We start from the raw sequence: 14,352 nt of genomic DNA, 5'->3' as shown, positions 1-14,352 counted from the left end.
CCGCATGCTCATTCACGCCCTCGCCTTCAGAGCGGATCCACCTTGAGGCAGGAGACGGCGTGATCGAAGTTCCCCTCCAGCATGGGGCGGGTCTTGGCGCACTCGGGGCCCGCCACCGGGCAGCGGGTACGGAACACGCAGCCGGACGGCGGGTTCATGGGGGACGGCAGATCCCCCTCCAGGATCTGGATCACCTTGTTGCGTTCCAGATCCGGATCCGGAATGGGCACGGCCGACATCAGCGCCTTGGTGTAGGGATGCAGGGGATTGGCGAAGATCTCCTGACGGGTGCCAAGCTCCACCGCGTTGCCCAGATACATCACCAGCACCCGATCCGAGATGTGTTTGACCACGGACAGGTCGTGGGCGATGAAGATGAGGGAGAGCCCCATCTCCTTTTGCAGGGACTTGAGCAGGTTCACCACCTGGGCCTGGATGGAGACATCCAGCGCCGAGACAGGCTCGTCGCAGATGATCATCTTGGGCTCCAGGATCAGCGCCCTGGCGATGCCGATGCGCTGGCACTGGCCGCCGGAGAACTCGTGGGGGTAGCGGTTCACCAGGTTGGGCAACAGCCCCACCTTGGTCATCATGGCCCGCACCTTCTCCTTCACCTGCTCCCTGGAGAGATTGGGATAGAAGGTGACCAGGGGCTCGGCGATGATGTCGCCTATGGTCATGCGCGGGTTCAAGGAGGCCAGCGGGTCCTGGAAGATCATCTGGATCTCCTTGCGCTTCTCCCGCAGCGCCCCCTGCTCCAGCTTGGTCAGATCCTGGCCCAGCCACACCACCTTGCCGTCGGTGGCCGGTACCAGACCGATCAGGGCCCGGGCGAAGGTGGACTTGCCGCAACCGGACTCCCCCACCACCCCCAGGGTCTCCCCTTCGTAGAGGCGCAGGGTGACGCCATCCACCGCCTTCAGGGCGGAGGGCTTGGCCCAGGGCCAGGCCTTGTCACTCTTGATGCTGAAGTGAACCTTGAGGTCAGACACTTCCAGCAGCAGTTTCTTGTCAGTACCCATCAGTTCACCCCCTTGATCATGGCATCCGAAACCCAGTGGCAGGCCCTTGTCCGTCCGTCGCCGAAGGGGGTCAGGACGGGTGACTGCTGGCCGCAAATCTCGTGCGCCCGGTGGCAACGCTCCTGGAAGGGGCAGCCGGTGGGCAGACGCAGCAGGTTGGGCGGATTGCCCGGTATGGTGGGCAGCACTTCCCCTTCGGTATCGAGACGGGGAATGGCGCGCAGCAAGCCTTCGGTATAGGGGTGGCTCGGGCGATAGAAGATGTCGTTGACCCGGCCGTACTCCATGGTGCGACCGGCGTACATCACCAGCACCTTGTCACAGATGCCCGCCACCACGCCAAGATCGTGGGTGATCATGACGATGGCGGTGTTGAACTCCCGCTTGAGCTCGTTCATCAGGGTCATGATCTGGGCCTGCACCGTCACGTCCAGCGCCGTGGTCGGCTCGTCGGCGATGAGCAGTTGCGGCCGGCACAGCAGCGCCATGGCGATCATCACCCGCTGGCGCATGCCGCCGGAGAACTCGTGCGGGTACATGTTCATCCGCTTGCGTGACTCGGGGATCTTCACCGCGTCCAGCATGCGCACCGACTCCTCGAACGCTGCCGCCTTGCTCACCCCCTTGTGCAGCATCAGCACTTCCATCAGCTGATCCTTCACCTTCATATAGGGGTTCAGGGAGGTCATGGGGTCCTGGAAGATCATGGCGATCTTCTCGGAGCGGATCTTGTTGAGCTTGTGCTCCGGCAGATTCAGGATCTCGTCCCCCTGAAACTTGGCCGAGCCGGTAATGATGCCGTTCTTGGCGAGCAGCCCCATGATGGCAAAGGCCGTCTGGGACTTGCCCGAGCCTGACTCACCGACGATTCCCAGGGTCTCGCCGGCAGAGAGGGAGAAGTTGAGGTCGTTGACCGCCACCACATTGCCGTCCGGGGTCTTGAACTCGACCCGCAGATCTTTCACATCCAGTAATTTCATATCAGCACTCCTTATCGCGCTGTCGTGATGCCAGCCTGCCCATCCCGAACGCAGTGCGTTCTCTGGACGGGTCTTATGGCCCCTTGGCGTCTTGCCTGTCCCTTGGTGTCAGCGATCCTTTGGATCCAGGGCATCACGCAGACCATCCCCGAGGAAGTTGAAGCAGAACAGGGTCACCACCATGAAACCGGCGGGGAACAGGAGTTGCCAGATGGCCACTTCCATCGACTTGGAGCCTTCATCCAGCAGGGCACCCCAGCTGGTCATGGGCTCTTGCACCCCCAGCCCCAGGAAGCTCAGGAAGGATTCGAACATGATCATGCCCGGCACCAGCAGGGTGGCGTAGACCGCCACTATGCCGAGCACGTTCGGCACGATGTGACGGGTGATGATCTTCCACTTGGAGACGCCGCAGACGTGGGCCGCCTCGATGAACTCCTTGCTCTTGAGGCTCAGGGTCTGGCCGCGCACGATCCGCGCCATGTCGAGCCAGCTCACCGCGCCTATGGCGAGGAAGATGAGGGCCAGATTGCGACCGAAGAAGGTCACCAGCATGATCACGAAGAACATGAAGGGGAAGGCGTTGAGGATCTCCAGCACCCGCATCATCAGGCTGTCGACCCGGCCGCCGATGAAGCCGGAGGCGGCGCCATACAGGGTGCCTATGATGACGGCCACCAGGGCCCCCATGATGCCGACCATGAGGGAGATGCGGCCACCCAGCAGGGTGCGCACGAACAAGTCGCGCCCCAGGCTGTCGGTGCCGAACCAGTGCCCCGTCTCCATGTCAGGGGCGGCCTGCATGGCGCCCCAGTCCGGATCGTCGAAGGTGTATTGGGACAGGTGCGGCCCGACGATCACCGCCAGACCAATGATGGTCAGGATGATGAGGCTGGTCAGGGCCGCCTTGTTGCGCAGGAAACGGCGACGGGCATCCTTCCACAGGGAGCGTCCTTCCACCACTTCCACTTTCTGGGCGAACGCCTCGACGGCTTCGCGCTTTTCAGTTGTGACTACCATGATGTACTCCCGGCTTAGTAACGGATCTTGGGATCGATGACGGCATAGAGAATATCGACCACGGCGTTAAAGGTGATGGTGAGGGCGCCGACCAGAATGGTCAGACCGAGCACCATGGAGTAATCACGGTTGAGGGCACCGTTGACGAACAGCTGGCCAATCCCCGGCAGGCCGAAGATGGTCTCGATGACCACGGAGCCGGTGATGATGCCCACGAACGCCGGGCCCAGGTAGGAGACCACCGGCAGCATGGCCGGACGCAGCGCGTGTCTCAGGATGATATGGCGCAGCGGCAGCCCCTTGGCGCGGGCGGTACGGATGAAGTTGGAGTTCATGGTCTCAATCATGCTGCCACGCATGATGCGGGAGATGGCGGAGATGTAGTACATCATCATGCCGAACACCGGCAGCACCATGAACTGCACACCGCCCCCCTGCCAGCCTCCCGCCGGGAACCAGCCCAGGTAGATGCTGAAGAAGAGCACCAGCAAGGGTGCCAGCACGAAGCCGGGGATCACCACCCCGGCCATGGCCGACGACATCAGCAGATAGTCGATGAGGGTGTTCTGTTTCAAGGCCGCTATGGTGCCGAACGTGACTCCCAGCGTCACCGCCAGCAGGAAGGCGACCGAACCAATCTTGGCGGAGACCGGCAGCGCCTGGCTCACCAGATCGTTGACGGTGAAATCCTTGTATTTGAAGGAGGGCCCCAGATCCCCCTGGACCAGATTGCCCAGATAGGTGAGGTATTGCACGCCGATGGGCTTGTCCAGGCCATATTTGGCCTCGATGTTGGCAAGCACTTCCGGCGGCAGGGCGCGTTCGCTGGTAAAGGGGTTACCCGGCGCGAAACGCATCATGAAGAAGGAGACGGTGATCAAGACCAGCAGAGTCGGGATCGCTTCCAGTAGACGTTTAAGGATGAATTTCAACATAGACATTTCCTGTCCTGTACTGCTTCCAAAGGGTCGCGGTTGTAATAAAGGCCCGCCGTCCGGCGGGCCTGCTTGTTATGCGACTTGTTTCTTTACTCAGTGAGCAATGATGTACATATCTTTGCTGTAGAGGTTGTCCAGCGGGTTGGCCGGGTAGCCGCCCACGTAGGGCTTGACCATGCGGGAGGTCACGTACTGATAGATGGGGGCGATCGGCATGTCCTTGGCCAGGATATCTTCGGCCTGGACATAGAGCTTGTTGCGCGCATCCGCATCCACCTGATTGCGGGACTCGCTCATCAGCTTGTCAAAGGCGGTGTTGGAGTACTTGCCGTCGTTGTTGCCGTGGGTGGTCTGCATCAGATCCAGCATGGAAGAGGCTTCGTTGTAGTCCGCAATCCAGCCGGCGCGACCCACGTCGAAGTTACCCTGCTTCTTGGTTTCCAGGTAGGTCTTCCACTCCTGGTTCACCAGGCTCACCTGCACGCCCAGCTTCTTCCACATGGAGGCGACGGCCACGGCCACCTTCTTGTGGTTGTCGTCCGTGTTGTAGAGCAGCTCGAACTTGAGCGGCTTGCCCGGGCCGTAACCGGCCTCGGTCAACAGCTCTTTCGCCTTGGCGTCACGCTCGGCCTGGGTCAGCTTGGACCAGGCCGGGGCCACCGGCTTGAAGCCATCCACGAAGTCAGGCACCAGGGTGTAACCCGGAGTCTCGCCCTTGCCCATCACCTTGTCGGCGATCACGTTGCGATCGATGGCGTAGGAGAGCGCGGTACGCACCCGCACGTCGTCAAACGGCTTGTGCTTGAAGTTGTACTGGTAGTAGTAGGTGCCCACATAGCCGCTCACCTGCACCTCGTTCGGGTGCTCCTTCTTCATCTGCTTGAAGCGCTCGATGGGCATGTTGTAGGTGAGATCGACTTCACCGGCCAGGTAGCGGTTCAGCTCGGCGTTGGTGGACTGGATGGGCAGGTAGGTGACCTTCTCGATCACCGTCTTGGCGTTGTTCCAGTAGCTGGGGTTGCGCTCGACGTCGACGCGCTCGTTGACCACCCAATCCTTCAGCACATAGGCGCCGTTGGAAACCATATTGCCGGGCTGGGTCCACTTGTCACCAAACTTCTCGACCACTTTCTTCGGCACCGGGTAGGTGGTGGTGTGGGAGAGCATGCTGACGAAGTAAGGCACCGCCTTTTCCAGCTGGACTTCGAAGGTGTAGTCGTCGCTGGCTTTCACCCCCAGGGTGTCGGCCGGTTTCTTGCCACCAATGATGTCGGTAGCGTTGACTATGGTCGGGATCTCCATGTACCAGGAGTAAGGAGAAGCCGTCTTGGGATCCACCGCGCGCTGGAAGGCGAAGACGAAATCATGGGCGGTGACCGGATCCCCGTTGGACCACTTGGCATCTTTGCGCAGGTGGAACACGAAGTGTTTGTTGTCCTTGGTTTCCCAGGACTCGGCGACGCCGGGCAGGGTTTCACCCTTGGGGCCTGAGGTGACGAGACCCTCGAACAGATCGCGCAGAATATTGGATTCAACCGTTCCTTCGGTCTTGTGCGGATCCAGGGTGGCTGGCTCGGAGCCATTGCCTTTCACCAGAGTCTGCTCGGGGGCGAGCTTGGTGCCGGCGGGGACGTCGGCGGCCTGGGCCAGGGTGGCGCCACCAAAGAGTGCAGTCAATAAAAGGGTATTAATAATTGTTTTTCTATGAGTCATTTCCATACTCCAACAAGAACATTCCATGCATTTGTCCATTCACGAGATAAAAATCCCGCTGCCCGCATAATTCCCTGACAATTCTGATAATGCAACAGATATCATCAGGTGGGGGCGGCTTTGGCGGTCAAAAAAACAGCTTTAAACCATTTATTCAGCATTTAAATATCGTGTGATGGGCGTTTTTTATACAAAGCCGCTCGATTCTAGGAAATGACTAACAAAAAAGAAACAATAAAAAGCCGGTCACGAGGACCGGCTCCGACAAAACAGACCTGAATCACATCAATCCGGGAAAGACTCCCTTGATCCCTGCCACCATGATCTCAATGCCAAGAGACATCATGATGAGACCCATGATCCGGGTCACCACGTTGATGCCGGTGTTGCCCATCAGCTTGAACAGCAGAGGGGCGGCACGGAAGATGAGCCAGGAGCAGTAGGCAAAGGCCATCACCACCACGAACATGCCCATCAGCTCGGGCAGGGTCTTCTGGCTGGCATAGACGATGGAGGATGAGATGGCCCCTGGGCCGGCCATCAGCGGCAGCGCCAGGGGCACCACGGCGATGGATTCGCGTGCGGCCAGTTCACCCTTCTCCTGCTTGTTGTGCTTCACCTCCCCCAGCTTGCCCTGCAACATGGACCAGGCGATCAGGGTGATGAGCGAACCGCCGGCAATGCGGAACGAGGCGAGCGAGATGCCGAAACCGTCGAGGATCAGCTGCCCCATGCACATGGAGACCATGAGGATGATCATCACGGCAATATGGGCCGTGGTGTTGGTCTTCCTGCGCTCATCCGGTTGCATGTGACCCGTCAGGCTCACAAAGACCGGCAACAGACCCAGCGGGTTGATGATCGCAAACAGGCCAACGAAAAATTTCAGGTATAAAGAGAAGTCAATTGCTGCCATAAGCGCCATCCAGAACCAATTCGGGCCACTGAGGGCCATCCCCGTCAAACTGCGCGTAAATTTACACCATGATATTTCCCTTCTCCAATCAAATAATCTCACCCTTTCCGGGGCTTTTCAGTTAGTTCCTCTAATGAATCGATAAAAATCAACATATCGAGTTGTTAACTGTCATGGATGCCATTTAACACGCTTGCAAAGTGTGGCGGCGTTTTATGTCGAAACTCCCGGTCATCACCATATTTCCCTTCAGGAAAGCGTCATTTTCATGGATTGATCTGGATGACCCCAGGGGATAACCCCTATTCACCCCCACAGCGCGCCCCAGACTGGCGCCCTATCTTCACCCCGATCTGCCCGGGGCGGCCATGCAGCAAGCCGTGCCCCCACACAGGCGTCGCCATGGGATTTGCCGAACAGCCCCCAGAGCCCGGCACAAAGGCCCGCGCTGGATGAAAACAACCACCACTTTTTCCAACAGAAATGAAACGCCGGCGTCTCTATCAGGGCGAGAGGCTTGCAAGGGCCGCCACCAGGACTGGCCTCACCGCCCTCCTTGCCAGCGGCGAAACTGCGGGAGGATGTGAGGCAACGGTTTGATACCTGGCGCAAAAATGGCTGTTCACCTCGTGTTCATCCCCCGGGCGCTCTACTCTACAAATGCGTAACATCTGGCCGACCGGGATGGTGAAACAAAATTTCTTTTGTTCTTTTGTTACATATGATCCAGATCAATCTTTTCTGACACATCCCGGCTCTATAATCGAGCCAGAAAACAATTTAGTAAGGCATGTAAATACCCCGTTATGGTGATTCTCTCCTTGACAGGGCGGCTATAATTGCCGGGCATTGCCAAGGTCTTACTAAACAGTTTTCAAATCATCAGGAGATAAACATGGCAGTAACCAATTTGGCTGAACTGGATGCACTGGTTGCCCGCGTCAAAGAAGCCCAGCGTGAATTCGCCAGCTTCTCGCAAGAGCAGGTAGACAAGGTCTTCCGCGCCGCCGCCCTGGCCGCCAGCAACGCCCGTATTCCCCTGGCCCAGATGGCAGTGGCTGAGTCCGGCATGGGCATCATCGAAGACAAGGTCATCAAAAACCACTTCGCCTCCGAATACATCTATAACGCTTACAAAGACGAGAAGACCTGCGGCATCCTGAGCCAGGACGACGAGATGGGCACCATCACCATCGCCGAGCCGGTAGGCATCATCTGCGGTATAGTGCCGACCACCAACCCGACTTCCACTGCTATCTTCAAGGCCCTCATCTCCCTGAAGACCCGCAACGCCATCATCTTCTCCCCGCACCCCCGCGCCAAGAACTCCACCAATACCGCTGCCAAGCTGGTACTGGATGCAGCCATCGCCGCCGGTGCCCCGAAGAACATCATCGGCTGGATCGACCAACCGTCCGTCGAACTCTCCAACGCCCTGATGAAGCACAACGACATCAACCTGATCCTGGCCACCGGTGGCCCGGGCATGGTGAAGGCCGCCTACTCCTCAGGCAAGCCCGCCATCGGTGTGGGCGCCGGTAACGTACCCATCGTTATCGACGAAACCGCCGACATCAAGCGTGCCGTCGCCTCCATCCTGATGTCCAAGACCTTCGACAACGGCGTGGTCTGTGCGTCCGAGCAGGCCGTCATCGTGGTCGACGCCATCTACAACCAGGTCAAGGAGCGTTTCGCGACTCACGCTGGCTACATCCTCTCCAAGGACGAAGCCGACAAGGTGCGTAAGGTGCTGCTGATCAACGGCGCCCTGAACGCCGACATCGTGGGCCAGCCCGCCACCAAGATCGCTGCCATGGCCGGCGTGACTGTGCCTGCCACCACCAAGATCCTCATCGGTGAAGGTCTGGAGCTCTGCGCAGAGGACGAGTTCGCTCACGAGAAGCTCTCCCCGACCTTGGGTATGTTCCGCGCCAAGAACTTCGAAGAAGCCGTCGAAATGGCCTGCGACATGGTCAACATCGGTGGTATCGGCCACACCTCCGGCCTCTACACCGACCAGGATCGCAACGCCGACCGCATCAAGTACTTCGGCGACAAGATGAAGACTGCCCGTATCCTGATCAACACCCCCTCCACCCAGGGCGGTATCGGTGACCTGTACAACTTCGCTCTCGCCCCGTCCCTGACCCTGGGTTGCGGCTCCTGGAGTGGTAACTCCATCTCCGAGAACGTCGGTCCCAAGCACCTGATCAACAAGAAGACAGTCGCAAAACGGGCAGAAAATATGCTGTGGCACAAACTTCCGAAATCCATCTACTTCCGTCGTGGTTCCCTGCCGATCGCCCTGGGCGACCTGGAAGGCAAGAAGCGCGCCATGGTGGTCACCGACCGTTTCCTGTTCAACAACGGTTATGCCGATGAAGTGGTTCGTCTGCTCAAGAAGCTGAACATGGAAGTGGAAATCTTCTACGAAGTGGAAGCCGACCCCACCCTGTCCGTGGTTCGCAAGGGCGCCGAGATGGCGAACTCCTTCAAGCCGGACGTGATCGTCGCCCTGGGCGGTGGTTCACCGATGGATGCCGCCAAGATCATGTGGGTCATGTACGAGCACCCGGACACCGCGTTCGAAGACCTGGCCATGCGCTTCATGGACATCCGCAAGCGTATCTACAAGTTCCCGAAAATGGGCGTGAAGGCCGAACTGGTCTGCATCACCACCACTTCCGGTACCGGTTCTGAAGTGACCCCGTTTGCGGTCGTGACCGACGACGCCACCGGCATGAAGTACCCGCTGGCCGACTACGAGCTGACCCCGAACATGGCCATCGTCGATGCCAACCTGGTCATGGGCATGCCCAAATCCCTGTGTGCCTTCGGCGGTATCGATGCCGTGACCCACGCCATGGAAGCCTATGTCTCCGTGCTGGCCAACGAATACTCCGACGGTCAGGCGCTGCAAGCCCTGAAACTGCTGAAAGAGTATCTGCCCTCCAGCTACCAGAACGGTGCCAACGACCCGGTTGCCCGCGAGAAGGTGCACAACGCCGCGACCATCGCCGGTATCGCGTTCGCCAACGCCTTCCTGGGTGTGTGCCACTCCATGGCCCACAAGCTGGGTGCCGAGTTCCACATCCCCCACGGCCTGGCCAACGCCCTGCTGATCAGCAACGTCATCCGCTACAACGCGAACGACAACCCGACCAAGCAGACCGCGTTCTCCCAGTACGACCGTCCGCAGGCTCGTCGTCGCTACGCCGAAGTGGCCGACCATCTGGGTCTGACTGCCGCCAGTGACCGCACCGCGGCCAAGATCGAGAAGCTGCTGACCTGGCTGGACGAGCTGAAAGCGACCCTGGGGATCCCGGCCTCCATCCGTGAAGCCGGCGTGAACGAGACCGACTTCCTGGCCAAGGTTGACCAGCTGGCCCTGGAAGCCTTCGATGACCAGTGCACCGGCGCCAACCCGCGCTACCCGCTGATCACCGAGCTCAAAGCCATACTGATGGACACCTACTACGGCCGTCCCTTCACCGAGGAAGCTCAGGTAGCGACCAAGGTTGAGGCCAAAGTCGACACCAAGGTAGACAGCAAGAAAAAATCCAAGGCCTGATAACCGGCCAGGATGACAAGAGCCCGCGCACATGCGCGGGCTTTTTTGTTTGTCTATCTGTTTAATTTTGCTAGCTTGTTGATAGGCAAATTCGACAGAAGAGTGAGTCTATGGCGCTGATCCAGGCCTCCATCGAGCAGTTGAGAGTCGGCCACTACATCCATCTCCCCACGGGATGGACCAGCCACCCTTTCATGTTCAACGCCTTCAAGATCAAGGACCAGCAGCAGCTCGAGATCATCCGCCACCTCGACCTCACCCTGCTGATGGTGGATCCCGACAAGAGCGATCTCCCCGTCGAGCCCCTGCTGCGTGCCGAGCCGACCCCTTCGCCCGATCCTGGGGCAGCGCAAGATGCCTCCGCCCCACCGACTGAACCCGCATTCGACGAAAAGGCCTTTCGCCGTTCCCTGCGCACCGCCGACAAGGCATTCGGCCAATCCCTGTCAGACCTTCGCGATGCCCTCGGTGCCCTCAATCTCAAGCCTGACGAGGGACTGGCCAATACCGCCCAGATGGTGCGCACCGTCGCCGCCCGCCTCGCCGACCACCAGGGGCCCCTGGGCCTGCACCTCATCCGCAGCCAGCACACGGACATCCTGCTGCAACACAGCCTGAGCGTGGCCTTCATCGCCATGCTGATGGCAAGGGAGCTGGGCATGAGCCATATCGAGATCGAGGAGGCGGGGCTGGCCGGCCTGCTGCACGACATCGGCGAGCTCAGGATCCCGAGCCAGATCACCCAGAAGCGGGGAGAGCTCAGCCGCGCCGAGCAGAATTTTCTCAACATGCATCCCCAGTACGGGCTGGAGATGCTCAACCAGTGGCAGGCCTTCGAACCCAGGATCCGCGAGGTTGCCCACCTCCATCACGAGCGGCTGGACGGCAGCGGCTTTCCCCTCGGCATTCAGGGGGACAGGATACCTCCCCTCGCCCGCCTCATCGGCCTGGTGGACTATTACGACGAGCTGCTGCACCCGCGCAGCGGCCTCCACCCGGCGGGGCCGAGTCAGGCCATCGGCCAGCTCTACAAGTTGTCCCAGAAGAGATTCGATCAAGATCTGGTCAGATTGTTGATAAAGGTGCTGGGGGTCTATCCGCCCGGATCCCTGGTACGTCTGGAGGATGATACGGTGGCGCTGGTGCTCTCGACCGAACCCAGCATGCCCCTCAAACCCAAGGTGCAACCCTATATCAGGGGACAGCGCCCGGAAGCCGTGGCCATGATGGATCTGCGGGAAGATGGGAGAAGCATCACAGCCACCCTCAGGCAGGAGGAGCTGGATGAGGGGCAGCGGCCATTTTTCAACCTGGGCCGACGCGTCTGCTACTATTTCGCCTTCTGAGTTATCCCCAGAAGCTGGGGATAACTCATTGGACAAACCTGAATAATTGCTCGAGCCCCCTCAAAATCGTCCGCCATTGGAGCTGGATAAAAAACGCCCAGCCGAAGGCCGGGCGGAGCATGCCACCTCCGTGTGGCGCACCCAGTGGGCACATTCATGCTCACTCCAGCAATATCAAGCTCCGCCCGGTTACACAAATATCAATTTAACGTACTGATTTTATATGGTTTTATTTTTTCATTCTGGCAAACTGCCCCCGCCATGGGGCCGCGTCCTGCATCAGGACGGGATCTTGCTCACAATACGCCCTGGTGGCGCTCTGACCCGGGATCACTCTTGAGGAAGGTTTTTTATGCAATTAGTCCTCTCCCTGCTCCAGCAGATGAGCGTCAGCCTGGTCATTGCCTACCTCTTCTCCAAGAGTCCCTTGCTGCGCCCCCTGGCCAACTACTCGGTCAGACTTCCGCACAAGATACTGATATACGTCATCTTCTCCTGCTTCTGCATACTGGGCACCTATGTGGGGCTGGACATAGACGATGCCATCGCCAATACCCGCGCCGTCGGCGCCGTGCTGGGAGGGCTGCTGGGGGGCCCCATGGTGGGCTTTCTGGTAGGGCTGACCGGGGGACTGCATCGCTATACCCTGGGGGGCTTTACCGATCTCGCCTGCGCCATCTCCACCACCTGCGAGGGGCTGCTGGGGGGCCTGGTGCACTGGCGGCTGATGCGAACGAACCGGGTGGATGCCCTGTTCACCCCCCGGATTGCCTTCTTCACCACCCTCTACGCCGAGATCCTGCAGATGGTGATCATACTGCTGGTCGCCACCCCGTTCGATCAGGCCCTGCAGCTGGTGCGCACCATAGCCACCCCGATGATCCTCGCCAACTCCTGCGGGGCGGCGCTCTTCATCAGCATGATCCGCGACCAGCAGCGGATGTACGAGAAGTTCTCCCGGGTCTTCTCCGCCAAGGCGCTCACCATCGCCAACCGCACCCTGGGGATCATGGCCCAGGGTTTCACTCCGGAGGCGAGCCGCAAGATAGCCCACATAGTGCAGGAGGAGACCGGGGTAGGCGCCGTCGCCATCACGGACACCGACAAGATCCTCGCCTTCATCGGCACCGGGGAGGATCACCACAAGCCGGGCACCCCCATCACCTCCGCCATCACCCTGCAGGCCATAGCCCAGAACAAGGTGCTGTTTGCCGACGGCAATAGTCAGCCCTATCGCTGCAGCCTCTCCCCCCAGTGCCAGCTCGGCTCCGTGCTGGTGATCCCGCTGCAGGGAGACAGAGGAGTAATAGGCACCATCAAGCTCTACGAGCCCAAAAAGCGGCTCTTCCTCAAGATCAATCACACCCTGGGGGAAGGGATAGCCAACCTGTTGTCGCAACAGCTGCTGGCCGGCCGGCTGGAGCAGCAGCAGCGCCTGCTGGTGCAGTCCGAGCTCAAGCTGGTGCAGGCGCAGATCAATCCCCATTTTCTGTTCAACACCCTCAATACCATCAGTGCCATCACCCGCCGCGATCCGGGCCGGGCGCGGGAGCTGCTGCTGCACCTCTCCCGCTTCTTTCGCAACAACCTCAAGCGCCAGAGTGGCTTGACCACGCTGCGGGAGGAGCAGGAGCACTGCCAGTCCTATCTGGAGATAGAGCAGGCCCGCTTTGGCGAGCGCCTGACCGTCATCAACGAGATACCGCCACACCTGGCCGACATGCAACTGCCAAGCTTCACCCTGCAGCCCCTCATCGAGAATGCCATCAAGCACGGGATCTGCTCCCTGCTGGAGCAGGGGCGGATCCGGCTCTTCGCCGAGGAGGGGCAAGAGAGTGTCACCCTCTGCGTGGAGGACAATGCCGGAGCCTGGCAGCCGGGTCCCCAAGGGGACGGCCTTGGCATGAGCATTGTGGACAGGCGGCTCAAGAGTGCCTTCGGCGAGCGCTTTGGCATCCAGGTGCAGTGTGAGCCGGAGCAGTGGACCCGGGTCTCTTTCACCCTGCCCAGACAGCCGGATTCCCCTTCCAAGGAGATGACATGATCCGCACCCTGATCGTCGACGACGAACCCTATGCCCGCGAGGAGCTAGCCGAGCTGCTCGGCAGCGACCCCGACATCGAGATCCTCGGCTCGGCCGCCAATGCCATAGAGGCGCTCTCCCTCATTGCGCGACTCAAGCCGGAGGTGGTGTTTCTCGACATCCAGATGCCCAAGCTCAGCGGCATGGAGCTGGTGGCCATGCTGGACCCCCTGCCCCGCATCGTCTTTGTCACGGCGTTTGATGACTATGCCATCCAGGCCTTCGAGGAGAACGCCTTCGACTACCTGCTCAAACCGGTTGAACCTGCCCGCCTCGCCAAGACGCTGGCGCGCCTCAAGCAGGATCTCAGCCCCCAGCCGGTGGCGGCGCTGACACCGGCCATTCGCCACATTCCCGGCTATCTGCACAACCGGGTGCGGCTGCTGCCCATAGCGCAGGTGGAGTACGCCTTCTCGGATCTCGGCGGGGTGCACGTCGCCTGCCAGGGGGAGCTGTTTCACACCCAGCTCACCTTGAAATCCCTGGAGGAGAAGACCCCGCTGCTGCGCTGCCACCGCCAGTACCTGGTGGCCCCGACCGCGATCTTCGAGATCCAGTTGCTGGAAAACCAGCTGGCCCAGATAGTCACCCCGAGCGGTGCCCGGGTGCCGGTCAGCCGACGCTATCTCAAGGAGCTGAAAGACGAGCTGGGGCTGGAATAAGGTCGCCCGCTGTGCGCCGGATCGCCATGTCGCCGCTCACCCTCATTTACCTGCCGTTAACAGAAGCCCCCACCTAGACTGGCTGCGCACACCAAACAATA

Annotated in this window: 10 protein-coding genes; 4 read left to right on the top strand and 6 right to left on the bottom strand. The window is 60.0% G+C overall.

The annotated features are described in order from the left end of the window. Window positions 1-26 precede the first annotated feature (26 nt). The 6 genes from oppF to AC3WR3_RS01160 form a co-directional block, all read right to left on the bottom strand. Window positions 27-1,022 (bottom strand): murein tripeptide/oligopeptide ABC transporter ATP binding protein OppF, encoded by a 996-nt coding sequence (oppF, locus tag AC3WR3_RS01185; RefSeq protein WP_139434112.1) that lies wholly within the window; start codon window positions 1,020-1,022, stop codon window positions 27-29. Then, window positions 1,022-2,002, bottom strand: a complete 981-nt coding sequence (locus AC3WR3_RS01180; protein ID WP_043129280.1) for an ABC transporter ATP-binding protein — start codon at window positions 2,000-2,002, stop codon at window positions 1,022-1,024. Before AC3WR3_RS01180 ends, oppF begins: the two co-directional genes overlap by 1 nt. A 108-nt stretch (window positions 2,003-2,110) precedes the next feature. After that, the gene (gene oppC / locus AC3WR3_RS01175; protein WP_139434113.1) at window positions 2,111-3,022 is read right to left on the bottom strand and encodes an oligopeptide ABC transporter permease OppC; all 912 of its coding nucleotides are present in this window, start codon (window positions 3,020-3,022) and stop codon (window positions 2,111-2,113) included. Window positions 3,023-3,036: 14 nt separating this feature from the next. Continuing rightward, window positions 3,037-3,957, bottom strand: coding sequence for an oligopeptide ABC transporter permease OppB (gene oppB, locus AC3WR3_RS01170; RefSeq protein ID WP_041205427.1), 921 nt, complete (start codon window positions 3,955-3,957; stop codon window positions 3,037-3,039). Window positions 3,958-4,053: 96 nt separating this feature from the next. After that, window positions 4,054-5,673, bottom strand: coding sequence for an ABC transporter substrate-binding protein (locus tag AC3WR3_RS01165; RefSeq protein ID WP_139434114.1), 1,620 nt, complete (start codon window positions 5,671-5,673; stop codon window positions 4,054-4,056). 280 nt (window positions 5,674-5,953) lie between these two features. After that, complete coding sequence (locus AC3WR3_RS01160; protein ID WP_162519108.1) at window positions 5,954-6,589, bottom strand: YchE family NAAT transporter; 636 nt, start codon at window positions 6,587-6,589, stop codon at window positions 5,954-5,956. An 895-nt stretch (window positions 6,590-7,484) separates the two neighbouring features. Here AC3WR3_RS01160 and adhE point away from each other — a divergent pair. From adhE to btsR, 4 genes are all read left to right on the top strand, one after another. Further along, entirely contained in the window at window positions 7,485-10,160 is a 2,676-nt protein-coding gene (adhE, locus tag AC3WR3_RS01155) for a bifunctional acetaldehyde-CoA/alcohol dehydrogenase (protein WP_492290915.1), read from the top strand. A 110-nt stretch (window positions 10,161-10,270) separates the two neighbouring features. Continuing rightward, window positions 10,271-11,506 carry a cyclic di-GMP phosphodiesterase gene (locus tag AC3WR3_RS01150; protein ID WP_492290914.1) on the top strand — a complete coding sequence of 412 codons (1,236 nt, stop codon included), beginning with the start codon at window positions 10,271-10,273 and terminating at the stop codon, window positions 11,504-11,506. A gap of 352 nt (window positions 11,507-11,858) precedes the next feature. Then, on the top strand, window positions 11,859-13,550 hold the full coding sequence (locus AC3WR3_RS01145) for a LytS/YhcK type 5TM receptor domain-containing protein (protein WP_492290913.1): 1,692 nt from the start codon (window positions 11,859-11,861) through the stop codon (window positions 13,548-13,550). After that, window positions 13,547-14,251 carry a two-component system response regulator BtsR gene (gene btsR, locus AC3WR3_RS01140; RefSeq protein ID WP_202045146.1) on the top strand — a complete coding sequence of 235 codons (705 nt, stop codon included), beginning with the start codon at window positions 13,547-13,549 and terminating at the stop codon, window positions 14,249-14,251. Before AC3WR3_RS01145 ends, btsR begins: the two co-directional genes overlap by 4 nt. Window positions 14,252-14,352: the final 101 nt, after the last annotated feature.

It is taken from the genome of Aeromonas sp. EU05-FHT14A05, from assembly GCF_058791175.1.
The sequence above is the reverse complement of the archived record's forward strand: the minus strand, read 5'-3'. Positions and strand labels throughout refer to the sequence as shown.

Coding starts and splice junctions, on each gene's coding strand:
- AC3WR3_RS01160 (WP_162519108.1), bottom strand. CDS start 6,589: ATGGCAGCAATTGACTTCTCTTTATACCTGAAATTTTTCGTTGGCCTG.
- oppC (WP_139434113.1), bottom strand. CDS start 3,022: ATGGTAGTCACAACTGAAAAGCGCGAAGCCGTCGAGGCGTTCGCCCAG.
- AC3WR3_RS01165 (WP_139434114.1), bottom strand. CDS start 5,673: ATGACTCATAGAAAAACAATTATTAATACCCTTTTATTGACTGCACTC.
- AC3WR3_RS01150 (WP_492290914.1), top strand. CDS start 10,271: ATGGCGCTGATCCAGGCCTCCATCGAGCAGTTGAGAGTCGGCCACTAC.
- oppB (WP_041205427.1), bottom strand. CDS start 3,957: ATGTTGAAATTCATCCTTAAACGTCTACTGGAAGCGATCCCGACTCTG.
- btsR (WP_202045146.1), top strand. CDS start 13,547: ATGATCCGCACCCTGATCGTCGACGACGAACCCTATGCCCGCGAGGAG.
- AC3WR3_RS01180 (WP_043129280.1), bottom strand. CDS start 2,002: ATGAAATTACTGGATGTGAAAGATCTGCGGGTCGAGTTCAAGACCCCG.
- oppF (WP_139434112.1), bottom strand. CDS start 1,022: ATGGGTACTGACAAGAAACTGCTGCTGGAAGTGTCTGACCTCAAGGTT.
- adhE (WP_492290915.1), top strand. CDS start 7,485: ATGGCAGTAACCAATTTGGCTGAACTGGATGCACTGGTTGCCCGCGTC.
- AC3WR3_RS01145 (WP_492290913.1), top strand. CDS start 11,859: ATGCAATTAGTCCTCTCCCTGCTCCAGCAGATGAGCGTCAGCCTGGTC.